22 protein-coding genes are annotated in these 20,355 nt (G+C 65.6%); 8 read left to right on the top strand and 14 right to left on the bottom strand.

Features of this window, described 5'->3' with window-relative positions:
- The first annotated feature begins 183 nt into the window (after positions 1-183).
- The gene (locus AZ34_RS12255; protein ID WP_035608447.1) at positions 184-1,890 is read left to right on the top strand and encodes a DEAD/DEAH box helicase; all 1,707 of its coding nucleotides are present in this window, start codon (positions 184-186) and stop codon (positions 1,888-1,890) included.
- Positions 1,891-1,984: 94 nt separating this feature from the next.
- Here AZ34_RS12255 and AZ34_RS12250 read toward each other — a convergent pair whose 3' ends face one another.
- Together AZ34_RS12250 and AZ34_RS12245 are read right to left on the bottom strand one after the other, a co-directional pair.
- Entirely contained in the window at positions 1,985-2,515 is a 531-nt protein-coding gene (locus tag AZ34_RS12250) for a hypothetical protein (protein WP_035608445.1), read from the bottom strand.
- A gap of 44 nt (positions 2,516-2,559) precedes the next feature.
- Positions 2,560-3,006, bottom strand: a complete 447-nt coding sequence (locus tag AZ34_RS12245; protein WP_035608443.1) for a helix-turn-helix transcriptional regulator — start codon at positions 3,004-3,006, stop codon at positions 2,560-2,562.
- Positions 3,007-3,346: 340 nt separating this feature from the next.
- On the opposite strand from AZ34_RS12245, the gene AZ34_RS12240 reads away from it, so the two are divergent.
- Together AZ34_RS12240 and AZ34_RS12235 are read left to right on the top strand one after the other, a co-directional pair.
- Complete coding sequence (locus tag AZ34_RS12240) at positions 3,347-3,871, top strand: gamma carbonic anhydrase family protein (protein ID WP_035608442.1); 525 nt, start codon at positions 3,347-3,349, stop codon at positions 3,869-3,871.
- A 54-nt stretch (positions 3,872-3,925) separates the two neighbouring features.
- Entirely contained in the window at positions 3,926-4,930 is a 1,005-nt protein-coding gene (locus AZ34_RS12235) for an Hsp33 family molecular chaperone HslO (protein ID WP_035608440.1), read from the top strand.
- On the opposite strand, the gene AZ34_RS12230 is transcribed toward AZ34_RS12235, so the two are convergent.
- From AZ34_RS12230 to AZ34_RS12215, 4 genes are all read right to left on the bottom strand, one after another.
- The gene (locus tag AZ34_RS12230) at positions 4,884-5,378 is read right to left on the bottom strand and encodes an ATP-binding protein (RefSeq protein WP_035608437.1); all 495 of its coding nucleotides are present in this window, start codon (positions 5,376-5,378) and stop codon (positions 4,884-4,886) included. The genes AZ34_RS12235 and AZ34_RS12230 overlap by 47 nt on opposite strands.
- Before the next feature lie 29 nt (positions 5,379-5,407).
- Positions 5,408-5,698: a septum formation initiator family protein gene (locus AZ34_RS12225; RefSeq protein ID WP_035608434.1), complete on the bottom strand. Its 291-nt coding sequence runs from the start codon at positions 5,696-5,698 to the stop codon at positions 5,408-5,410.
- Positions 5,699-5,767: 69 nt separating this feature from the next.
- A complete protein-coding gene (gene eno, locus AZ34_RS12220; protein WP_035608430.1) occupies positions 5,768-7,054 on the bottom strand; it encodes a phosphopyruvate hydratase in 1,287 nt (428 codons plus the stop codon).
- 82 nt (positions 7,055-7,136) lie between these two features.
- Positions 7,137-8,822 (bottom strand): CTP synthase, encoded by a 1,686-nt coding sequence (locus tag AZ34_RS12215; RefSeq protein ID WP_035608427.1) that lies wholly within the window; start codon positions 8,820-8,822, stop codon positions 7,137-7,139.
- 388 nt (positions 8,823-9,210) lie between these two features.
- Here AZ34_RS12215 and coaBC point away from each other — a divergent pair, with 388 nt between their 5' ends.
- The 3 genes from coaBC to AZ34_RS12200 are packed head-to-tail and all read left to right on the top strand — an operon-like array spanning position 9,211 to position 11,373.
- The gene (gene coaBC / locus AZ34_RS12210) at positions 9,211-10,437 is read left to right on the top strand and encodes a bifunctional phosphopantothenoylcysteine decarboxylase/phosphopantothenate--cysteine ligase CoaBC (protein WP_035608424.1); all 1,227 of its coding nucleotides are present in this window, start codon (positions 9,211-9,213) and stop codon (positions 10,435-10,437) included.
- 18 nt (positions 10,438-10,455) lie between these two features.
- Positions 10,456-10,905: a dUTP diphosphatase gene (gene dut / locus AZ34_RS12205; protein WP_035608422.1), complete on the top strand. Its 450-nt coding sequence runs from the start codon at positions 10,456-10,458 to the stop codon at positions 10,903-10,905.
- 30 nt (positions 10,906-10,935) lie between these two features.
- A complete protein-coding gene (locus AZ34_RS12200) occupies positions 10,936-11,373 on the top strand; it encodes a GNAT family N-acetyltransferase (RefSeq protein ID WP_035608419.1) in 438 nt (145 codons plus the stop codon).
- A gap of 32 nt (positions 11,374-11,405) precedes the next feature.
- Here AZ34_RS12200 and AZ34_RS12195 read toward each other — a convergent pair whose 3' ends face one another.
- Together AZ34_RS12195 and AZ34_RS12190 are read right to left on the bottom strand one after the other, a co-directional pair.
- On the bottom strand, positions 11,406-13,061 hold the full coding sequence (locus tag AZ34_RS12195) for a glucan biosynthesis protein (RefSeq protein WP_035608417.1): 1,656 nt from the start codon (positions 13,059-13,061) through the stop codon (positions 11,406-11,408).
- A 27-nt stretch (positions 13,062-13,088) separates the two neighbouring features.
- Positions 13,089-13,655 (bottom strand): FKBP-type peptidyl-prolyl cis-trans isomerase, encoded by a 567-nt coding sequence (locus AZ34_RS12190; protein WP_051509769.1) that lies wholly within the window; start codon positions 13,653-13,655, stop codon positions 13,089-13,091.
- A gap of 53 nt (positions 13,656-13,708) precedes the next feature.
- On the opposite strand from AZ34_RS12190, the gene AZ34_RS12185 reads away from it, so the two are divergent.
- Entirely contained in the window at positions 13,709-14,893 is a 1,185-nt protein-coding gene (locus AZ34_RS12185; RefSeq protein WP_035608413.1) for a JmjC domain-containing protein, read from the top strand.
- Between the two features lie 352 nt (positions 14,894-15,245).
- On the top strand, positions 15,246-15,452 hold the full coding sequence (locus AZ34_RS19040; protein ID WP_035608411.1) for a hypothetical protein: 207 nt from the start codon (positions 15,246-15,248) through the stop codon (positions 15,450-15,452).
- A 119-nt stretch (positions 15,453-15,571) separates the two neighbouring features.
- Here AZ34_RS19040 and AZ34_RS12175 read toward each other — a convergent pair whose 3' ends face one another.
- The 6 genes from AZ34_RS12175 to AZ34_RS18920 form a co-directional block, all read right to left on the bottom strand.
- The gene (locus tag AZ34_RS12175; protein ID WP_081767197.1) at positions 15,572-16,426 is read right to left on the bottom strand and encodes a MipA/OmpV family protein; all 855 of its coding nucleotides are present in this window, start codon (positions 16,424-16,426) and stop codon (positions 15,572-15,574) included.
- A gap of 20 nt (positions 16,427-16,446) precedes the next feature.
- Entirely contained in the window at positions 16,447-17,619 is a 1,173-nt protein-coding gene (bamC, locus tag AZ34_RS12170) for an outer membrane protein assembly factor BamC (protein ID WP_231495521.1), read from the bottom strand.
- A 64-nt stretch (positions 17,620-17,683) separates the two neighbouring features.
- The gene (gene dapA, locus AZ34_RS12165) at positions 17,684-18,595 is read right to left on the bottom strand and encodes a 4-hydroxy-tetrahydrodipicolinate synthase (RefSeq protein WP_035608405.1); all 912 of its coding nucleotides are present in this window, start codon (positions 18,593-18,595) and stop codon (positions 17,684-17,686) included.
- A 104-nt stretch (positions 18,596-18,699) separates the two neighbouring features.
- A complete protein-coding gene (locus AZ34_RS12160; protein ID WP_051510165.1) occupies positions 18,700-19,278 on the bottom strand; it encodes a class I SAM-dependent methyltransferase in 579 nt (192 codons plus the stop codon).
- Positions 19,279-19,304: 26 nt separating this feature from the next.
- The gene (locus AZ34_RS12155; protein ID WP_035608403.1) at positions 19,305-20,117 is read right to left on the bottom strand and encodes an SDR family oxidoreductase; all 813 of its coding nucleotides are present in this window, start codon (positions 20,115-20,117) and stop codon (positions 19,305-19,307) included.
- Positions 20,118-20,228: 111 nt separating this feature from the next.
- On the bottom strand, positions 20,229-20,354 hold the full coding sequence (locus AZ34_RS18920; protein WP_269320445.1) for a hypothetical protein: 126 nt from the start codon (positions 20,352-20,354) through the stop codon (positions 20,229-20,231).
- Position 20,355: the final 1 nt, after the last annotated feature.

The raw sequence follows: 20,355 nt of genomic DNA, 5'->3' as shown, positions 1-20,355 counted from the left end.
CTCCTCATCACACACTGGACGTGAGTGCTTCTTCGGAAGACCTCCTTGAGAAATGTCCAGCCATGCCGACCGGCATGGATGCCCGTTTGATGGTTGATGTCTCTTAACCATTGAACGGGGTGCACCGCAACTCAGGCGGTGCGCCATGCCGCCTTGTTTTGCGGCTTTCCGTGTGAGCATGACATGACCGACACCCTGAATGTGACGGGCGAACTCGTTTCCGAGAACGCACCCGTCGAATCCACCCTTTCCGAAACTACCGTGTCCAACGGCTTCGTGGAACTCGGTCTCGCGCCCGAGCTGATCCAGGCCGTGGCCGACTTGGGCTACACCCAGCCCACGGCCGTGCAGCAACGCGTCATTCCGCTGGCCCTGCCGACGGACGATGCCGCGCACCACGGCTACAACGACCTCATGGTTTCCAGCCAGACCGGCAGCGGCAAGACGGCGGCTTTCTTGCTGCCTGTGCTGCACACCTTGATCCAGCAGCAGACCGAGGCCGCCGCCAAGGAGCGCGAGGACTACGAGCGCGCCTGCGCTGACGCCGCCGCCAAGGGCGAACCGGCGCCGAAGCGCAACAAGCGCAAGGACCCGACCAACCCGCGCAACTTCAAGGCCGCCACGCCGGGCGCCCTGGTGCTTTGCCCCACGCGAGAGCTGGCGCAGCAGGTCGCCCACGATGCCATCGAACTGGTCAAGCATTGCCGCGGCTTGCGCATCGCTAACGTGGTGGGCGGCATGCCCTACCAGTTGCAGATCGCCAAGCTGCAGAACGCCGGCCTGGTCGTTGCCACGCCGGGTCGCCTGCTGGACCTGCAGCGTTCCATGCAGATCAAGCTGGACCAGGTGCAGTTCCTGGTCGTCGACGAGGCCGACCGCATGTTGGACCTGGGTTTCACCGACGACCTGGCCGAGATCAACGCCCTGACGGCCAACCGCCGCCAGACCATGATGTTCTCCGCCACCTTCGCGCCGCGCATCCAGCAGCTCGCCATGCGCGTGATGCACGACAACGGTTCGCAGGTCAAGAAGGTGCAGATCGACGCGCCGCACGAGAAGCACGCCAACATCAAGCAGGTGCTGCATTGGGCGGACAACTTCGCGCACAAGCGCGCCCTGCTGGACCATTGGCTGCGGGACGCCAACATCGACCAAGCCATCGTCTTCGCCAGCACGCAGGTGGAATGTGACGGCCTCGCCGCCGATCTGCAGCAGGCCGGCTTCGCGGCCGTGGCCTTGCACGGGGCGCTGAGTCAAGGTCTGCGCAACCGTCGCCTGATGGCGCTGCGCAGCGGCCAAGTGAAGTTCCTCGTCGCCACCGACGTCGCCGCGCGCGGCATCGACGTGCCGACCATCACCCACGTCTTCAACTTCGGCCTGCCCATGAAGGCCGAGGACTACACGCACCGCATTGGCCGCACGGGGCGCGCGGGTCGTGACGGCATCGCGGTGACCATCGCTGAATTCCGCGATCGCCGCAAGATCGGTGACATCGAGTTCTACACCAAGCAGCCTTTCAAGGCCGAAGCCATTCCAGGCCTGGAGCCACAGCAGCGCATGCCCTCGTTCCGCCCTGAGCGGGGTGACGGCAGGGGTGACCGGGGCGATCGCCCGGGTCGTTCCGACCGTGGTGGCGGTTTTGGCCGAGGCAGCTTCGGCAAGGGCCCCGGCGCGGGTCGTCCGGAAGGCGCGCGCGGCGCGGGCGCTGGTCGGCCGGAGTTCGGCGGCAAGGCCCATGGTTTCGGTGATCGTCGTGAGCGCGGTTTTGCTGACAAGGATCGTGGTGGTCGGCCTGAGGGCGGGCGCCCGGCTTTTGGCCGGCCGATGGGCGATGCGCCGCGCGGCGGCGGCAGTGGCAAGCGCCCGTTCGTGGCGCGTGCGCCGCGCTGAAGTGGCTGTTCCGGCATCGTGGAGCCGGTAAGAAGAAAAGGGGCGCTTCATGCGCCCCTTTTTGCTATCTGTCACCAAGCGTCTTGCTGGCGTTTTATTCGAGTCGCAGGTAGTTGCAAGACAAGGCCCAGTCGAACCAGTTGCACATGAAGCCGTCGTCCTTGGCCAGGACCAAGCGGCGGCCTGCGGGCGGCACCAGCCAGGCGCGCGCGTTTTCAGGGGGCAGGCCATAGGTGATGGTGACGCCGCCACCTGCAGCATGCCCCTGGGTTTCGGAAATCGCGGTGTATGGCAGACGGATTTGCGAGCCTTCATTGCAACGCAGATCCAGCACGCCGCCCGTGCTGTTGGTGTAATTCATGGTGCCCAGACAATCCAGGGCAGGGTCAGTGTCGTTGCTGAGTTCGATCGTGGCGCGGCGATCGGTGTAGAGCACGACCTTGCCTATCAGCAACCGGTCGCCAATGACGGCCAGTGCGAGCGAAGGCGTGGCCATTGCGCGCATGGTCTTGTTTTGCATCCAGGCACAGCCACCCAGGACGCCACTCAGCGCGACAGCGGCGAGCAGCAGCAGGCGGGAGGTGGGACGCGAGACAGCAGGGTGGGTGGATAGGACGCGAGACATGGTAGGGGGCTTTCTGGCGGATGCACCACGTGAATCAAATTTCTTCACACCTCGGCCATTTCGGCCAACTTGGCTGCCGCGCCGCGTTTGCCCAGCTTGCGGATGGTCGCGATGTTCTGCAATTGGCTGGCGCGGGGGCGGGCTTGGCCCTTTTCCCAATGGTAGATGGTCTGCTGCGTCACACCGATCAGCTTGCCCATGTCGGCTGCCGACAGGTCCAGCTTCTTGCGCAGGGTGGCGAAACCCGAGGCGCGAAAACGCAGCTTGGGATTGCCGTCGTCCTCCCCCGCATCTCTCGCGGGGGCCGGAGCGCGTCCACCCCTGGCCTGCTTGGCCAGTTGGCGCTGCTGGTCCTTGAGTTGCCGTTTGAGCGCGGCGAGCTCGGTGCGGTAGCGGGAGGAGGCTTTCTGGAGTGCCTGCAGTTCGGCGCGGACTTCCTTGCGCGCGAGACGGACGATTTCGGCTTTCAACAGGGAAGCGAGTTGGGCCATGGGGTGTGGGCAGAAAAGTGAAGGGAGGTGTGCTCTGATTCGGATGCGCTGCACCGGCTTGCGCGAGGCGGTGGGTGCACGCTGCGTGAGGGATGATTTCGAGTTATGTTGGGCCTGATGCGTTGCGGCGGAGGTCTAGGATACACCACGAGAAAATGCGGTAGCTTGTAAAAGCAGGGCTTAGGCCTGCTTTTCCTGCTGCTTTTGCAACGGGTGTCTGGTTTTTGTCGCGCTTTTGGGCTTCATACAATCCCGTCGGCGTTGTTTGGACCATCGTTCTTGGTTGCGGGTCGCTTGCGCATGCCGCGCGACCTGCTTTATTGGAAGTGGAAGGGCAGTCATGGCAGTTTATGAATTGGACGGGCATGCCCCGACACTGGGACCCCAAGCCTGGGTGGCCGACAGCGCTCAGGTGATTGGCAAGGTGACGCTGGGGGAGAACGCCAGTGTCTGGTTCGGCACCGTGGTGCGTGGGGACACCGAACACCTGTACATAGGCAAAGGCAGCAATGTGCAGGATGGCTCCGTGCTGCACGCGGACGCGGGCGTGCCCTTGCACATCGGTGATGACGTGACCGTGGGCCACAAGGTCATGCTGCACGGCTGCACGATCGGGGATGGATCGCTGATCGGCATCGGGGCCATCGTGCTCAACCACGCCCGCATCGGCAAGAACTGCCTGGTGGGCGCGGGTGCATTGGTGACAGAAGGCAAGGAGTTCCCCGATGGCAGCATGATCCTGGGCAGTCCGGCCAAGGCCGTGAAGCAGCTCAGCCCGGAACAGATCGCGGGGCTGCGGCGCATTGCCCAGCACTATGTCGACAACGCGGCCCTGTACCGTCGGGGCTTGAAGAAAATCGCTTGAACCGCATCTGTGCGGATTACCCCTGTATCCCTAGACCTCTGATTGAACGCCAGCGTGTCCGAACTCCACAAATTCCTGTTTGAAGGCCTGCCGGTGCGCGGCTCCCTCGTCCGCCTGGACGCCGATGCCTGGGGCGAGATCCTGCGCCGCCGAGCGCAACACCCTTCGGGCGCGCTGGACGGTGCAACCTCCGGCGCCTATCCTGCGCCGGTGCAGAACCTCCTGGGCGAGATGGCCGCGGCAGCGGTGCTGATGCAGTCCAGCATCAAGTTTGATGGTGCCCTGATCCTGCAGGTGTTCGGTGACGGTCCGGTCAAGCTGGCCGTGGCCGAAGTGCAGTCTGACCTGCACCTGCGCGCCACGGCCACGGTGCAGGGCGAGGTGAGCGCCGAGGCGCGACTGCCGGACTTGCTGAATGTGCAGGGGCAGGGACGATGCGCCGTGACCCTGGACCCCAAGGGCCGCCAACCGGGCCAGCAGCCTTACCAGGGCGTGGTGCCGCTCACCGACGCCGATGGTCGTGGCATGCGCACGCTGTCCGAAGCGCTGGAGCACTACATGCGCCAGAGCGAGCAGCTCGAAACCACGCTGGTGCTGGCCGCCGATGACAAGGTGGCTGCCGGCCTGCTGATCCAGCGCCTGCCCGTGCAAGGGGCTGGCAACCTGGAGGGCGAACAGGGCGTGGAGCAGGCTGCTGAAATGCAGGAGCATTACAACCGCATCGCCACGCTGGCGGCCAGCCTGAAACGCGAGGAACTGCTGACGCTGGATGTGGACACCATCCTGCACCGCTTGTTCTGGGAGGAGCGCCTGCAACGCTTCGAACCGCAGCGGGGCGATCAGGGGCCCCGCTTCGCCTGCACCTGCAGCCGCGAGCGCGTGGCCGGCATGATTCGCGGGCTGGGCCACGAGGAAGTGCGCGAGATCGTGGCCGAGCAGGGCGCGGTGCAGGTGGACTGCGATTTCTGTGGGGCCAGCTACCGTTTCGATGAAATCGACGCGGCCCAGTTGTTCACCCAGGCGGAAGACCGTCCGCCTTCGAGTTCGACGGTGCAGTAGCGTCAAGGCGCGGCGCGGCGAGTCCGGTGAACAAGCGGAACTCGCAATCCGGGTCCGCGCAGCGCTCGCAGGTGCCGCGCCATCGACCCTGGCTCTGATGCAAGGGCACGTCCTGCGGGAACAGCAACTGCATGGCCGCGCGCAGACGCTGTGTTCCCAGCCCATAGACCACGCCATAGCTCCGACCGGCGTGGCTCAGCCAGGTGCGCAGGCGGACGTCCTCGGTGCGGCGGCTCGACTGGGCGGTCGCATCTTGTGCTGAGTCCGGCGAGGCCGGTGCGTCGGTGGCAGTCGGCCAGTCCAGACCCATCAACAGCACCTGGTCCCAATCTGTGGCGGCGTCCAGTTCGGGTGCATCCAGGAAAACATGTCCAGGTTCATGCCACGCGAGCGCTCGCGCCAGCCAGCTCTTGCCGGTGCCGGCCGCGCCGAGCAGGGCGACTTTCATGCGCGCGTCAACCTCCGTGATCCGTGAAGCTACTTCTCGATTTGCACGTAGATCTCGTTGGGCTTGACCATGCCCAGATCTTGCCGAGCCTTTTCCTCGACCATGTCCAGGCCGTCCTGCAGGTCTTGCACTTCGGCCGCCAAGCGTTCGTTCTGCGCGCGCGCCTCGGCGTTGCGCTGGGTCTGCGCTTCCAGCTTGCCAGCCAGGGTCGCGACCTGGGGCACGCTGCCCCGGCCGAACCACAGCTGCGCGTGCACGATCAGCAGCAGGGCCACCAACAGCAGCGGCAGCAGACGGGAGGGGCGAGGCGGTCGTGCCATGGGGAATCGTGCCTCGCCGTCAGGTCTGGGTGTTAGCGTGTCCGCATGCCGGCTCTGAAGCAAGCCGGCTTACTTCAGGTTGTAGAAGGCCGCGCGGCCTGGGTACACCGCCACTTCGCCCAGATCTTCCTCGATGCGCAGCAACTGGTTGTACTTGGCCATGCGGTCGCTGCGTGACAGGGAGCCGGTCTTGATCTGGCCCGCGTTGGTGCCGACCGCGATGTCGGCGATGGTGCTGTCCTCGGTTTCGCCCGAGCGGTGGCTGATCACGGCGGTGTAGCCCGCGCGCTTGGCCATCTCGATGGCGGCGAAGGTTTCAGACAGGGTGCCGATCTGGTTGATCTTGATCAAAATGGAGTTGGCAATGGACTTGTCGATGCCTTCCTTCAGGATCTTGGTGTTGGTCACGAAGAGGTCGTCACCCACCAACTGCACCTTCTTGCCCAGGCGCTCGGTCAGCGTCTTCCAGCCATCCCAGTCGCCCTCGGCCATGCCGTCCTCGATGCTGATGATGGGGTACTTGTCGCACCAGGTGGCCAACATGTCCGTCCATTCTGGGGCGGAGAGCTTCAGCCCGCCTTCGCCTTCCAGCACGTACTTGCCGTCCTTGTAGAACTCGCTGGACGCGCAGTCCAGACCCAAGGCGATCTGCGAACCAGCTTCGTAGCCGGCCTTGGCGATGGCTTCGAGGATGAGCTGGATGGCCGCTTCATGGTTGGCCACGTTGGGCGCGAAGCCACCTTCATCGCCCACCGACGTAGGCATGCCCTTGGCATCGATGATTTTCTTGAGGGCGTGGAACACCTCGGCTCCCCAGCGCAGCGATTCGCGGAAGCTGGTCGCGCCCACGGGCAGGATCATGAACTCCTGCAGGTCCAGGCTGTTATTGGCGTGCGCGCCGCCGTTGATCACGTTCATCATGGGCACGGGCATCTGCACCGCGCCCATGCCGCCGAAGTAACGGTAGAGCGGCAGGCCGGCTTCTTCCGCCGCCGCGCGGGCCACGGCCATGCTGACGGCCAGCATGGCGTTGGCGCCCAGTCGGCTCTTGTTGTCGGTGCCGTCCAGGTCAATCAGCGTCTTGTCGAGGAAGGACTGCTCGGCCGCGTCCAGGCCCAGCACGGATTCGCTGATTTCGGTATTGATGTGCTCCACGGCCTTGAGCACGCCCTTGCCCAGGTAACGGCCCTTGTCGCCGTCACGCAATTCGATGGCTTCACGCGAACCGGTGGAAGCACCCGAGGGCACGGCCGCGCGGCCCATGGTGCCGCTTTCCAGCAGCACGTCGCATTCCACCGTGGGGTTGCCACGGCTGTCCAGGATTTCACGACCGACGATGTCAACGATGGCGCTCATGGTGTCTTCTCTTTACTCGAAGTTGAAAAACGGTGGAATGGCTGAAGTGGGCGGCGCGTGAACCGGATAGCGGGTTCTCCGTTCAGGCCACGGCTTTCAGCGCCGTGCTCGGGGCACCGTTCCCGTCGGCGCTCTGACGCAGCAGGGCGGCTTTGACGAAGGAGTTGAACAACGGGTGCCCGTTCCACGGGGTGGATTTGAACTCGGGGTGGAATTGCACGCCCACGAACCAGGGGTGCTGGGTCTGCGGCAGTTCCACGATTTCCGTGAGCTGCTCGCGTTGCGTCAGCGCGGAGATCACCAAGCCCTTTTCACGCAGCGTGTCCAGGTAATTGACGTTGGCCTCGTAACGGTGGCGATGGCGTTCGGTCACCACATCGCCATAGATGCTGTGCGCCAGGGTGCCCTTGACCACGTCCGAACTCTGCGCGCCCAGGCGCATGGTGCCGCCCAAGTCGGAGTTGGCGTCACGCTTCTTGATGGTGCCATCCGCGTCCTTCCACTCGGTGATCAGGGCGATGACGGGGTGCGCGCAGCCGGGTTCGAACTCGGTGCTGTTGGCGTCCTTCAGACCGGCGACATGGCGCGCGAACTCGATGGTGGCGACCTGCATGCCCAGGCAGATGCCGAGGTAAGGCACTTTGTGCTCGCGGGCGTAGCGGGCCGTGCTGATCTTGCCCTCGATACCCCGCTTGCCGAAACCGCCGGGCACCAGGATGGCGTCGTACTTCGCCAACTGGCCCACCGTGTCGTCGCTGATGGTTTCGGAATCGACGTGTTCGATCTTCACCCGCACATGGTTCTTCATGCCCGCGTGGCGCAGGGCCTCGTTGACGGACTTGTAGCTGTCGGACAAGTCCACGTACTTGCCGACCATGGCGATCGTGACTTCGCCTTGCGGATGCTCGACCTCGCGGACCAGCGCATCCCAGCGCTTCAGGTTGGCGGGCGGGGTGTTGATGCGCAGCTTGTCACAGATCAGGCCGTCCAAACCCTGCTCGTGCAGCACGCGCGGCACCTTGTAGATGGTGTCCACGTCGGGCATGGAGATCACGCCCCAGTGCGGCACATTGGTGAAGAGGCTGATCTTCTCGCGTTCGTCGTCGGGGATGGCGCGGTCGGCGCGGCATAGCAGCGCGTCGGGCTGGATGCCGATCTCGCGCAGCTTCTGCACCGTGTGCTGGGTGGGTTTGGTCTTGAGCTCGCCGGCGGCGGCGATCCAGGGCACGTAGGTCAGGTGCACGAAGGCCGCGTTGTTGGGCCCCAGGCGCAGGCTGAGCTGGCGCACGGCTTCGAGGAAGGGCAGGGACTCGATGTCGCCCACCGTGCCACCGACTTCGACGATGGCCACGTCCACCGCGTCGGGCGTGCCCACGCCCGCGCCGCGCTTGACATACTCCTGGATCTCGTTGGTGACGTGCGGAATGACCTGCACGGTCTTGCCCAGGTAGTCGCCGCGGCGCTCTTTTTCGAGCACGCTCTTGTAGATCTGGCCGGTGGTGAAGTTGTTGCTGCGCTTCATCCGTGTTTCGATGAAGCGTTCGTAGTGGCCGAGGTCCAGGTCGGTTTCTGCGCCGTCGTCGGTGACGAAGACCTCGCCGTGCTGGAAGGGCGACATGGTGCCCGGGTCCACGTTGAGGTAGGGATCGAGCTTGATGAGGGTGACTTTGAGGCCGCGCGATTCAAGGATCGCGGCGAGAGACGCGGAGGCGATGCCCTTGCCCAGGGAAGACACCACGCCGCCGGTGACGAAGACGAATTTGGTCATGTCGAGTCGAACCGTGCAGGGTTCGATGAGCAGGTAAAGCGAGATTATAGGCGTGGTGGATGGGCACCTTTTTGTAGAAAGGCGGATGCCGCGTTGGGGTTGGGGCGGGCGCGCGATTTCGGTGATGGCGCTTGGGGCGGGTATGAGGCCACAGCGTGACGACCAGTGTCGTCACGCATCGTGCATCTGATTTGCGATAACGTGTTTGAGCGTCGCGCTGCAAGCGCGAAGCGAGTTGTTATCGCTGTGGCCTCATACCCACCCCAAGCGCGAAGTCGGCGTAGCCGACCATCACCTCATGAGCGCGCCCGCCCCAACCCCAACGCGGTATCCATCCCCCAGTCAATCGGATGCGGGGCACAGACGGGAACTGCTACATTCCCGGGCCATGAACGAGCTTGCTGGAAAACACATCGTCCTGGGCCTCTCCGGGGGCGTGGCCTGCTACAAGTCGGCGGAACTGTGTCGATTGCTGATCAAGGCGGGAGCGACCGTGCAGGTCATCATGACCGAGGCCGCCGCGCAGTTCATCACGCCGGTGACCATGCAGGCGCTGTCCAACCGCCCGGTGTACCTTTCTCAGTGGGATGCACGCGAGCCGAACAACATGCCCCACATCAACGCGACGCGGTGGGGTGAGACACACGCGGACGCCATCCTCGTCGCGCCAGCCAGCGCCGATTTCATCGCTCAGCTGGCGCAGGGCCGCGCCAGCGAACTGCTGGGCCTGATGTGCCTGGCGCGCCCGATCGACAAGGTGCCGCTGCTGCTGGCCCCGGCCATGAACCGCGAAATGTGGGCCCACCCCGCGACGCAGCGCAACCTCGCCCAGGTGGCCGCCGATGGTGCCACGCTGCTGGGTGTGGGGAGCGGCCTGCAGGCTTGTGGCGAGACGGGTGACGGCCGCATGCTGGAACCTGTGGACATCCTGGAAGACCTGATCGCTTTCTTCCAGCCCAAGCTGCTGCAGGGTCGACGCGTGCTGGTCACAGCCGGGCCGACCTACGAGGCCATCGACCCCGTGCGCGGCATCACCAATCGATCGAGCGGCAAGATGGGGTTTGCCATCGCCCGCGCTGCGCGCGAGACCGGCGCCGATGTGACCCTGGTGGCTGGCCCGGTCAGCCTGCCCACCCCGCGCGGCGTGCGGCGCGTGGACGTGCGGTCTGCGCAGGAGATGCTGCAGGCTGTGCAGCCAGAAATTGCGATTGCTTCTGTTTTTGTAGCGACCGCCGCCGTGGCCGACTGGCGACCCGCCAGCGCCTCGACCCAGAAGATCAAGAAAGACGGCAGCGGCAAACCGCCGGCCTTGGAGTTCATCGAGAACGCGGACATCCTGGCCGGCGTCGCACAGGATCCGCGGGCGAAGAGCGGGGCCTTGTACTGCGTCGGCTTCGCCGCGGAAAGCCACGACCTGCTGGCCCACGCCCAGGCCAAGCGCGCGCGCAAGCAGGTGCCCTTGCTGGTGGGCAATATCGGCCCGGCCACCTTTGGCCAGGACGACAACGCCTTGCTACTGGTCGATGAGGCCGGCACGAAGGAACTGCCCCGGGCCGACAAGCTCACCTTGGCGCGTCAACTGGTGGCCGAGATTGCTCGGCGCCTGAAGACGTAGAACTTTTCCCTGACCCTCATGCACATCGACGTCAAGATCATCGACGCGCGCCTGCGCGATCAACTTCCCGCCTACGCCACGCCCGGCAGCGCCGGCCTGGACCTGCGCGCCTGCCTGGACGCACCGCTGACCCTCGCGCCCAATGCCTGGCAACTGGTGCCCACCGGCATGGCCATCCACCTGGCCGACCCCGGGTATGCCGCGCTCATCCTTCCGCGTTCGGGACTGGGCCACAAGCACGGCATCGTGCTGGGCAACCTCGTGGGCCTGATCGACAGCGATTACCAGGGCCAGTTGATGGTCAGCGCCTGGAACCGCAGCGCCACGGCCTTCACCATCGAGCCCATGGAGCGCATTGCCCAACTGGTCATCGTGCCCGTGGTGCAGGCGCGTTTCAATCTCGTGGACGAATTCGCCGCTGAAACCGAACGCGGCGCGGGTGGCTACGGCTCGACAGGCAAGCGCTGAGCCGTACGCAGAGCATCCAATGGACAGGCCATGACACTGCGCATCGCTCCCGTCCAGCCTGGAGACCGGTCCGCCTGGGAGCACCTCGCGCGCGGCTACAAGGCTTTTTACAACACGCCCACTACGGATGATGAGTACGCCCGTGCCTGGACCCGCCTTTTGAATGAGGATGGCATCCACGGTTTGGGCGCTTACGTGGACGGCGAGTTGAGGGGGGTGGCCCACTACCTCTTCCACGCCAACACCTGGGCGCCCTCGGTCTGCTATCTGCAGGACCTGTACACCGATCCCTCGGTGCGGGGACAAGGCGTCGGTCGCGCACTCATCGAGGCCGTGGCGGCGCGGGCCCGGGAACAGGGCGCCGCGCGTTATTACTGGCTCACGCAGGCGAACAACACCACCGCGCGTGCCCTGTACGATCAGTTGGCCCACCACGGCGGTTTTGTCCGCTACGACTACCCGCTGTGAGGTCCGCGACCAGCGGGTCTGCGGGAGGAGGTCTACACCGGGTGGTACTGGTACAGCCAGGTTTCCGACAGGGTCTGGCCGGCCTGACGCAGGTAGAGGCGCATGTCCACCGGCTCCTGTCCGTTCACCGTGAGGTCGAAGACGGCGCGCCAGTGGCCTGAGACGCCGTTGGGCACGGCTTCGCAAAAGACGTTGCTGAACGTTCCGCGCGAGGCGCTGAGCACGGCCTCGGGCTTGACGCCAAAAGGCAGTTGACCCAGTGGTCCGCCCAGGAACTCGACCACGAACTTGCGCACACCGCGCGGGCGTGGCTTGCCCGGTTCACCTCCATGGCCCAGGCGCGTGGCGACGCAGTGCGCCAATTCCTTGCGCGGCGCCGCAGGTTCGTCCGCGCGCCAGTGCAGACGGTACTTCAGGCGGTGGCTGCTGCCGGCTTTGGCTGTGGCATGCGGCACCCACATGGCGACGATGTTGTCGTGGATCTCGTCGTCGGTCGGGATCTCGATGAGCTGCACGCTGCCCGCACCCCAGTCGCCCAGCGGTTCGACCCAGAGGCTGGGGCGGCGGTCGTAGGCCACGCCGTCGAGGTAGTGGTCGAAGTTGCGGTCCCGTTGCAGCAGGCCGAAGCCGCGCGGCGTGCGGTCGGCAAAGGCCGAGGCCATGGTGCGCTTCGGGTTGTTCAGCGGGCGCCAGATGCGTTCGCCGCTGCCTGTCCACAGGGCCAGTCCGTCGGAATCATGCACCTCGGGCCGCCAGTCCACGGCGCTGGCCTTGTCCGTCTCGGAGAACCAGTACATCGAAGTCAGCGGGGCCAAACCCAAGCGAGCCACATCGCGGCGCAGGAAAAGCGCGCAGTCGATCTCCATCAGTACCGCACCGTTCTTGCCCGTGTCGCGCCGCAGGTCGAAGCGGTAGGCGCCGCTGATGCTGGGTCCGTCCAACAGGGCGAACACTGTGACGGTGTTGTCCCCCGGCTTGCCCGAGGGCGGCAGGAACCAGAAGTGGGTGAAGGCCGGGAATTCCTCCGGCTTGCCGGCCTGCGCCACGTCCAGGGCCACGCCGCGCGCCGACAGGCCGTATTGGTAGAGGTCACCGATGGCGCGGAAGTAGGAGGCCCCCAGAAAGGCCACCCAGTCGTTGTTCTGCCAGGGCAATTGCTTTTGCGCCTCGGCGCCACCCAGGCGGCTTTCCTGAAAGCGAAAGCCCGCGAAGCCCGCGCCGGCCGGAAGCTCGCGCGCTGGGCTGTCGGCTGGCATGTTGAAGTAGGCCGGGTTGTAGAGCAGCTCACGTGCCTGGCCCCCAGTGGAATCCAGCAAGTGCATGTGCACCGGGGTCTGGAAGTAACGGCCCAGGTGGAAGAAAGTGAGTGGGAAGGAGCCTTCCCCGCCACTGGATGGGCTCGTGAACAAGGCGAACTCGGGCTTGTAGCGTAGCTTGCCGTGCGCGTCGTAGTCGATGCGTTCCAGCACATGGCGCGACAGCGCGGGCGGCGGGGTGTAGGCCTTGTCCGCGAGCGCGCGAGCACGCTTGACCAAGCCCTCAAAGGAAAAGTCCTGCGCTGGTCCATACTGCAGTTGTGGCGGAGTTGTCGCCCAGGCTGGATGGGATAGCGCACTCCAGGCGCCCAGGGCGCCTGCGCCCACCAGCAATTGCCGGCGGTTCAGGGTCGGGTCTGTGTCCTTGCTCATGTCCTGTGTCGGTCTGCCTGTACCCGCTTAATGCAGAGAGTTGCCACCGTCGCCCTGCTCGTGCAATGGCGCGATCCGGAAAAAACCCGTGCCCGCCGTGCCGCGTCCGATTTCTTCCTCGGTCGCCTCGCGCACGCCTTCCACCTTGAGCTTGAGACGCAGGGCGATGCCCGCGAGCGGATGGTTGCCATCCAGCACCACGTGGTCAGGGTAAATTTCGGTCACGGTGTAGAGCGCGTCGCGGGGCGCGTCCGGGTTGCTGCCCGCGGGCAGGGCATGGCCTTCCAGGGTCATGCCTTCTTCCAGCTCGGCGGGAAAGAGCGCGCGTTTTTCCAGGAAGATCAGCTGGTCATTGAAATCACCGAAGGCCTCCTCGGGTTCTAGGTGCACCGCGACGCTGGCGCCCCTGCCATGGCCTTGTAGGGCCTGCTCGATCTTCTCGAACAGGTCCTGGCCGCCGATCAGGAATTCGACAGGGTCATCGAGTACGTCGAGTTCCTCGCCCAGGGTGTCGGTCAAAGTCCAGGTGAGCGCGACCACGCATTGCGGCGTGACGGCGTCCAGGCGCTTGTCGTTCGGATGGTCTGTGTTCATGGGGGACAATTGTCGCCCAAGCTTTTTTGTCCCGTGCCTGTGAAAGCCTACTCATGGATGTGAACTTGCCGCTGACCTTGCTGGGCGGCATTAGCCCCGCCGTCTTCATGCGCCGTTATTGGCAGAAGAAGCCCCTGCTCGTGCGTCAGGCCGTGCCCGGCATGCGTGCCTTGCTTTCGCGCGCGGAGCTGTTCGCGTTGGCGGGGCAGGAGGACGTGGAGTCCCGTCTGGTCACGCTGGAGAGGCGCGGCCGCAAGCAAAGCTGGGGGCTGCGGCAAGGTCCTTTCGAGCGGCGTGCATTGCCCGCGCTCAAGCCGGGCCAAGGCGAGGCTTGGACCCTGCTGGTGCAAGGCGTGGACCTGCACGACCAGGCCGCGCACCAGTTGCTGCAGCAGTTCCGCTTCGTGCCCGACGCGCGCCTGGACGATCTGATGATCAGCTACGCGGTGGAGGGCGGTGGCGTGGGGCCGCATTTCGACAGCTATGACGTGTTCCTGCTGCAGGCCCACGGCAAGCGGCACTGGAAGATCGGCAGCCAGCAGGACCTGAAACTCAAGGCCGGCGTGCCGCTGAAGATCCTGGCTGACTTCCGGCCCGAGCAGGACTTCGTGCTGGAGCCCGGCGACATGCTCTACCTGCCGCCGCAGTACGCGCACGACGGCGTCGCGGTGGAGGGAGATTGCATGACTTACTCCATCGGTTTCCGTTCGCCGAAGGCGGGCGGCTTGGCGCAGGAGCTGCTGCAGCGCCTGGCCGAGGATGCGGCCGAGGGCATGGATGCATCAATGGCCGATGCGCTCTACCGCGACCCGACGCAGCCGGCCGTAGATGCGCCTGCCAGCGTGCCCGGGCCCTTGTTGCGTTATGCGAGGCAGGCGGTGCAGCAGGCTTTGCGCGATCCGCAGGCGCTGGCGCGTGCGCTGGGGGAAATTCTGACTGAGCCCAAACCGCAGGTGTGGTTCGAGGCATCGTCACTCGATGCTGCTGAGGGCAGGTCGGTTGCGGCCTTGGGCATGCAGCTTGATCGGCGCACGCGCATGCTCTACGACGAAGCCCATGTCTACATCAATGGCGAGAGTTACTTCGTCTCCGATGAGGACGGGGGGCAAGACGCGCACTTGTTGCGTCGCCTGGCCGACGAGCGCCGCTTGAGTGCACTCGACCTGCGCAAGATCAGTCGTGGGGCCCGCGACCTGCTCGCCGAATGGCAGGACGCAGGCTGGTTGCACCGTGGTTGAAGGGGCGAAATGCCAAGAAACATCCCCGGGGGATCTGATCCATTGCGCATGTTGGTGCAATTCCATTTAATTCGAGCGGTTTTTTCGTCAAAATCTCCGATCTGAGTGCATGGAGTCGCCCCCAAAATTGCCAGTCACCCAAGGGTAATCACGAATTTATTTTGCTTGCTGGTAAAAAAATCGTGCAAGTCTGCCTAGAATTCGCCCCAATCCGGGTCGTGTGAGCGGGCCGGATTACCAGCGTGGTGCATTGATGGGGGTTCATCCGACCTGCCATGTCAAGGGTGCTGCATTGGGTGAAATTTTTTTGTTGCCGCTCTTTGTTTTATCTACTTTGTTGATTCCATCCATCATGAAAAAGTCTCTTGCTCTGATCGCCGTGATTTCCGCCGTGGCCCTGGCTGCTTGCGGCAAGAAGGAAGAAGCCGCTGCTCCTGCTGCCGCCCCGGCTGCTGAAGCGCCCGCTGCTGCTCCGGCCGCTGCTCCCGCTGACGCCGCTGCTGCTCCCGCCGCTGCCCCGGCTGCCGCTCCCGCTGCCGCCGAGCCGGCCAAGAAGTAAGCTTCAGCCGCGTCAAGCGCAGGCGCCCATGGCGCCAGAAAGCAAAAGCCACCGCAGAGATGCGGTGGCTTTTTATTTGGGCTGTGCGCGCGGCGGCGCAAGGGATGGCCGTCCAGCGTCTAGAAGCGGTATGTGAGTGCCGCGATGAGCATGGTGTTGCGGCGTTCCTGCACCAGGGGGCTGTCCGTCGCCTCGCCTTGCCACCAGGTCTGCCCAACCATGAGCAGGCCGGTGGTCGTGGGCGAGAAAAGCTGGATGAAACCCAGCGAGAGGCGCAGGTCCCGCAGCCCGCCATCGGCCTGGTACTCGGCGTAGTGGCTCGACACCGATTGTGCAGGCGTGACCCCGAAGTAGGTCTGCATGTAGTTCTGGTTGGCCCAGGCCACGGACAGGCCCAGATTCATCAAGCTGCGCTGCGCCAGGCGCCTGCCCCAGCCCAGACCCAGCTCGGCCTGCCCGCCCCTGTGATCCTCGCCAGCCCCGTAGCGTAGGTGAGTTCGGGCGCTCAAGCCTCCGCCCAGCCAAGTGCCCAGGCGCTGATGCGCGAAGGCGCCCAGCTCGGCCTCACGGTCCACGTCGCCCATGCCACGCAGCGCTGAATCGTCGCTTTCCTCGCGATCGGGCGAGACGCCCAGGTGCAGGCCCACGCGACGACCGGGTTCCAGCGTCCAGGCATGCCCAAGGCCGTTGAGCCCATCGATGAACCAGCCATTGGCCCAGCGGTAACTGAGGTAGGGCAGGACGCGCAGGCGGTTGTTTTCCGCGCCCATGTAACGCGGGGTGCTGAGCACGGCCAAGCCGATCTGCCCGCTGTCCACGCCGGCTTGGCCGTCACCCCCTGTGTCCCCGAATTGGGCACGAACCAGGGGCGCGGTCAACAAGGCCAGCGCGGCCAGCAGGGGTGCCATGCCTCGCCGACTGAAGAGGCGCAGGGGCATCGCGGACTGGCGTCCACGGGCTCCGCGTGTGTCCATGCCCTGCCTTCGCTCGATGTTCAATGCAGGTCGTCCACGATCACCTGCAGGATGTTGCGCGCCTGTTCCGACGTTTCGGGTACACCCTCGGCGTTGAGCACGGCGACCGTGCTGAGGTTCCCCTCGGCACGCACGGTGATACGGTAGCGGCGCGGGGTCTTGTCCAGTGGCTTGGCGCCGCCGAAGGTCCGCGCCCACCATCCGGGTTCTTCCTCGCCGGGCTTGGGCGGCTGCACATAACGCACGTAGTAGATGCCCTGGCTGCGGTCGCGGTCCTCCACCGTGAACCCGCTGCGGTCCAGCGTGAGGCCGACACGACGCCAGGCGCGGTCGAAGGGCTCACGCACGGTGGCCACGGGCTGGCCGTTGCGTTGCTCAAGCTGCGCGGTCTTGGGGGCAGCCTGGGCCGGATCATTCGAGGCGGCGAGCTGACGGTCCGCCTGCGTTGCGGCCTGTTCAGCGGGCGCGCCGAGCTTGAGCATCAGGCGGCGCAGCATCTCGATTTCCAGTTCCGGATCCGAGGCGCGGGGCTGCCAGGTGGTCTTGCGTGAACCGTCCGGGTTGCTGCTGTTGTCGTCCCGGTAGACCTCTTCCAGACCGCGATGGCTGATGTAGATCTCGGTGCTGGTGCTGCCATTGGGACCTGCGACCCGCTCGACGCGGGTGCGGTAGGTGTCCAGCGTGCTGGTGGACATCACGGGACCCAGCAGCTTGCTCAAGAAGTTCTGCGGCAGCTTGGCGCGGTTCTCGGCCCACTCGGTTTCCATGAGACCGAGCTTGGGATCGTCCAGGGAGAGCTTGAGCCCGGTTTCTTCCCAAAAGGCGCGCAGCTTGGGCCAAATCTCTTCGGGCGTCATGCCCGTGGCGACCAGCCAGCGCGTGCCGCCCTGGCCGTCCAGGCGCAGGCCGGGCGGGTTGGGGGCCACGGTTTGTCCCAGGGGCGCCCGCGACGAGGTGCCGCTCAATCCCCCACCATAGGTGCTGGCGCTGACGGTGGCGCCGGGCAAGGTATAGCGCGTGTCCTGCGGCAACTGCGTCAGGTCGGGCGGCACCGACAGCGGTGTGTTCTGGACAGCGGCGCCGTAGTCCACCTTGTCGCCCTCGAGCGCGGCACAGGCGGCAAGCAGCAGGGTCGACAGCAGAAGCAGGCCCCGCTGCAGTGCGCGGGAACGAAGAGGAGCAAGGGGGTTCAAAGGATTTTCCTTCTTGGGAGCAGGCCGGCGGCGCCGGACCCACGTCACACAGCCGTGGTGTTGTTCAGAGCAGGCCGGCGGCACGCAAGGCGCCTTCCACGGCGGTTTGGCCGCTGGCCGACAAGGGGGTCAGGGGCAGGCGCAGGGCGCCGCCGCAGCGGTCCATGCGCGCCAGCGCCCATTTGACGGGGATGGGGTTGGGTTCGACGAACAACTGGCGGTGCAGGGGCATCAGGCGGAACTGAATTTCCATCGCCCGCTTCACGTCGCCAGCGATCGCGGCCGCGCAAAGCTCGTGCATCAGGCGCGGCGCGACGTTGGCCGTCACGCTCACATTGCCATGGCCGCCGCACAGCATCAGCGCCACGGCGGTAGGATCGTCACCGGAGTAAATGGCGAAGTGCTTGTTGAGTTCCTTCGTGACCTTGGGCACTTCGCGGATCAGCCACTGCGCGCGTTCGATGTTGCCCGTAGCCTCCTTGATGCCGACGATGCCGGGCACCTGGGCCAGGCGCAGCACCGTGTCATGCGCCATGTCGGCCACGGTGCGGCCGGGCACGTTGTAGAGCACGAGGGGCAGGTCCACCGCCTCGGCGATCTTCTTGAAGTGCTGGTACTGGCCTTCTTGCGTGGGTTTGTTGTAGTAGGGCACAACCTGCAGTTGGCAGTCGGCGCCGACGTTCTTGGCGAACTTGGCCAGTTCCACGGCTTCGGCCGTGGAGTTGGCGCCGCAGCCCGCCATGATGGGCACATGCTTGGCATGCGTGCGTGCCTGTTCGACCGAGACGCGGATGATTTCGCAGTGTTCCTCGACGCTGACCGTGGGCGATTCACCGGTGGTGCCGACCACGCCGATGCAGTCCGTGCCTTGCGTGATGTGCCAGTCGATCAGGGAACGCAGCGCGGGGTAGTCGACGCTGCCGTCGTCGTGCATCGGGGTGACGAGTGCCACGATGCTGCCAGTGATGGGGGTCATGTCGGACTGGAAGGAGAGGTTGGTCGTTTGGGGAAGACGCCTGGAGCAGGTCTAGCCTGTTGAAGGCAAAGGGCTATTTTACGGTCCCCGGACCAGGGTCCCGACTAATCCCGCACGGCCGCGACGCGCTGCACGCAGCGCATCGGGTCGTTCAGCGTCACATCTTCGTAGGCGACCACGCGCAGCGGCGGGGTGCCGGCCGCGCACGCCGCCAGCAGTTCGCCGGGGTGCAGCAGGAAATCAGGGTTCGAGGGTTTGCCGTGCCGTTCGTTGCCCCGTGCGAAGGTTTCGTAGATCAGCGCACCGCCCGGGGCCACGCTGCTCACGATCGTCGGCAGCAGTGCGCGCCAGAGGTAGTTGGTGACCACCACGCCAGCGAAGAATTGGCCGGACAGGGGCCAGGGCCCGTTCTCCAAATCGGCGTCGATCAGTTGGGCGGGTGGCACGGCCGCGCGTGCGTTGGCCAAGGCCATGGAGTCGCGATCCACGCCCACGACCGGATGGCCGCGTTCATGGAAGAAGCGCAGGTGGCGTCCGCGGCCGCACGCCAAGTCCAGGACCTGGCCGTCCTGCGTGCCGGCGGTATGGCCCATAGGCACCAGGTGCGCCCAGCGTCGCACCCATTCGGAAGGGGGCTGCAGTGGGGAGGGCGCCAACGGGGCGCACGCCGTGGCAGGCGCCATGACCAGCGTGGCCGAGGGCGTGGTCTTCAACGCGGTTTGACCTCATCCTTGAGCGCGGCCAGCGCCATTTTTTCCACCAGGCCGGGCGCGAGCAGCTTGAGGAAGCGCCCGAGTTTGCCCTTCGTCGTCATCACCACCTCGCGCTGGCGGCGTTCCATGCCACGCAGGATCAGGCGCGCGCATTCTTCCACGCTCATGGCCCCTTCTTCCTTCAGGCCGCTGCTGCCTGCAGCCTCGCCCCGGGCGTTGTAGCCATGGTGGCGGATGCGCGTGGCCACCACCCCAGGGTAGGCCGTGGTCACGCTCACGCCGGTGGGTTTCAGTTCGGCGCGCAGCGCCTCGAAGAAGCCGCTCATCGCGAACTTGCTCGCGCTGTAGGCGGTGCGGCCCGGCACGCCGACCAAGCCCGCGAGCGAGGACACGGCCACGATGCGGCCGCGCGTAGCCAGCAACTGCGGCAGCGCCGCGTGTGTGCACCAGACACTGCCCCAGAGGTTGACGCGCATCAGGCGCTCGTACCAGCCCAGGTCTTCGGCCCGTACCTCGGCGAACAGGGCCTGGGCCGAGACGCCGGCGTTGTTGATCAGCACGTCGATGCGTCCGGTCTGCCGCACGGCTTCGGTGGTCAGCGCGCGGCACTGGGCTTCGTCCGACACATCCGTGGGCACGACCAGGGCCCGCGCACCCGCCTGGCGGCATTGAACGGCCACGGCTTCCAGGGCGTCACGCTGGCGCGCGGCCAGCACCAGGGTGGCATCGGCGCCGTGGGTCGTGGCCAGTTGGCGCGCCAGTTCGGCGCCAATGCCGTCGGAGGCACCGGTGATCACGAGGGTCTGCATGGCGGACGGTCTCCTGGGTGTTGTTGTGTCATGTACCGGCCGGGCCGTTCGGATGGACCGTGGTGTCGGGCTCGGGGTTACGGATTGGATGCGCGGGCTTGGAATGGAGGCTTAGAAGCAGGCCCAGACCTGGTCGGCCAGCGTCACCATGAAGTCGGGTCGCAGGTAGAGCGCGAACGCCGCCGCCACCGCCGCGAGCGCGGCGGCCCAGATCAGCAGACGGTGCAGGCGGGTCATG

Origin of the sequence: Hylemonella gracilis str. Niagara R (genome assembly GCF_000600295.1) — a bacterium.
Lineage (GTDB): Bacteria > Pseudomonadota > Gammaproteobacteria > Burkholderiales > Burkholderiaceae_C > Hylemonella > Hylemonella gracilis_A.
Note: the sequence above shows the minus strand (reverse complement) of the source record. Positions and strands in the feature narration are given on the sequence as shown.

What these genes read in the sequence shown, in the direction of transcription:
- AZ34_RS12255 (WP_035608447.1), top strand. Translation starts at nt 184, where the DNA reads ATGACCGACACCCTGAATGTGACGGGCGAACTCGTTTCCGAGAACGCA.
- AZ34_RS12250 (WP_035608445.1), bottom strand. Translation starts at nt 2,515, where the DNA reads ATGTCTCGCGTCCTATCCACCCACCCTGCTGTCTCGCGTCCCACCTCC.
- AZ34_RS12245 (WP_035608443.1), bottom strand. Translation starts at nt 3,006, where the DNA reads ATGGCCCAACTCGCTTCCCTGTTGAAAGCCGAAATCGTCCGTCTCGCG.
- AZ34_RS12240 (WP_035608442.1), top strand. Translation starts at nt 3,347, where the DNA reads ATGGCAGTTTATGAATTGGACGGGCATGCCCCGACACTGGGACCCCAA.
- AZ34_RS12230 (WP_035608437.1), bottom strand. Translation starts at nt 5,378, where the DNA reads ATGAAAGTCGCCCTGCTCGGCGCGGCCGGCACCGGCAAGAGCTGGCTG.
- AZ34_RS12225 (WP_035608434.1), bottom strand. Translation starts at nt 5,698, where the DNA reads ATGGCACGACCGCCTCGCCCCTCCCGTCTGCTGCCGCTGCTGTTGGTG.
- eno (WP_035608430.1), bottom strand. Translation starts at nt 7,054, where the DNA reads ATGAGCGCCATCGTTGACATCGTCGGTCGTGAAATCCTGGACAGCCGT.
- AZ34_RS12215 (WP_035608427.1), bottom strand. Translation starts at nt 8,822, where the DNA reads ATGACCAAATTCGTCTTCGTCACCGGCGGCGTGGTGTCTTCCCTGGGC.
- coaBC (WP_035608424.1), top strand. Translation starts at nt 9,211, where the DNA reads ATGAACGAGCTTGCTGGAAAACACATCGTCCTGGGCCTCTCCGGGGGC.
- dut (WP_035608422.1), top strand. Translation starts at nt 10,456, where the DNA reads ATGCACATCGACGTCAAGATCATCGACGCGCGCCTGCGCGATCAACTT.
- AZ34_RS12200 (WP_035608419.1), top strand. Translation starts at nt 10,936, where the DNA reads ATGACACTGCGCATCGCTCCCGTCCAGCCTGGAGACCGGTCCGCCTGG.
- AZ34_RS12195 (WP_035608417.1), bottom strand. Translation starts at nt 13,061, where the DNA reads ATGAGCAAGGACACAGACCCGACCCTGAACCGCCGGCAATTGCTGGTG.
- AZ34_RS12190 (WP_051509769.1), bottom strand. Translation starts at nt 13,655, where the DNA reads ATGAACACAGACCATCCGAACGACAAGCGCCTGGACGCCGTCACGCCG.
- AZ34_RS12185 (WP_035608413.1), top strand. Translation starts at nt 13,709, where the DNA reads ATGGATGTGAACTTGCCGCTGACCTTGCTGGGCGGCATTAGCCCCGCC.
- AZ34_RS19040 (WP_035608411.1), top strand. Translation starts at nt 15,246, where the DNA reads ATGAAAAAGTCTCTTGCTCTGATCGCCGTGATTTCCGCCGTGGCCCTG.
- AZ34_RS12175 (WP_081767197.1), bottom strand. Translation starts at nt 16,426, where the DNA reads ATGGACACACGCGGAGCCCGTGGACGCCAGTCCGCGATGCCCCTGCGC.
- dapA (WP_035608405.1), bottom strand. Translation starts at nt 18,595, where the DNA reads ATGACCCCCATCACTGGCAGCATCGTGGCACTCGTCACCCCGATGCAC.
- AZ34_RS12160 (WP_051510165.1), bottom strand. Translation starts at nt 19,278, where the DNA reads ATGGCGCCTGCCACGGCGTGCGCCCCGTTGGCGCCCTCCCCACTGCAG.
- AZ34_RS12155 (WP_035608403.1), bottom strand. Translation starts at nt 20,117, where the DNA reads ATGCAGACCCTCGTGATCACCGGTGCCTCCGACGGCATTGGCGCCGAA.
- AZ34_RS18920 (WP_269320445.1), bottom strand. Translation starts at nt 20,354, where the DNA reads ATGACCCGCCTGCACCGTCTGCTGATCTGGGCCGCCGCGCTCGCGGCG.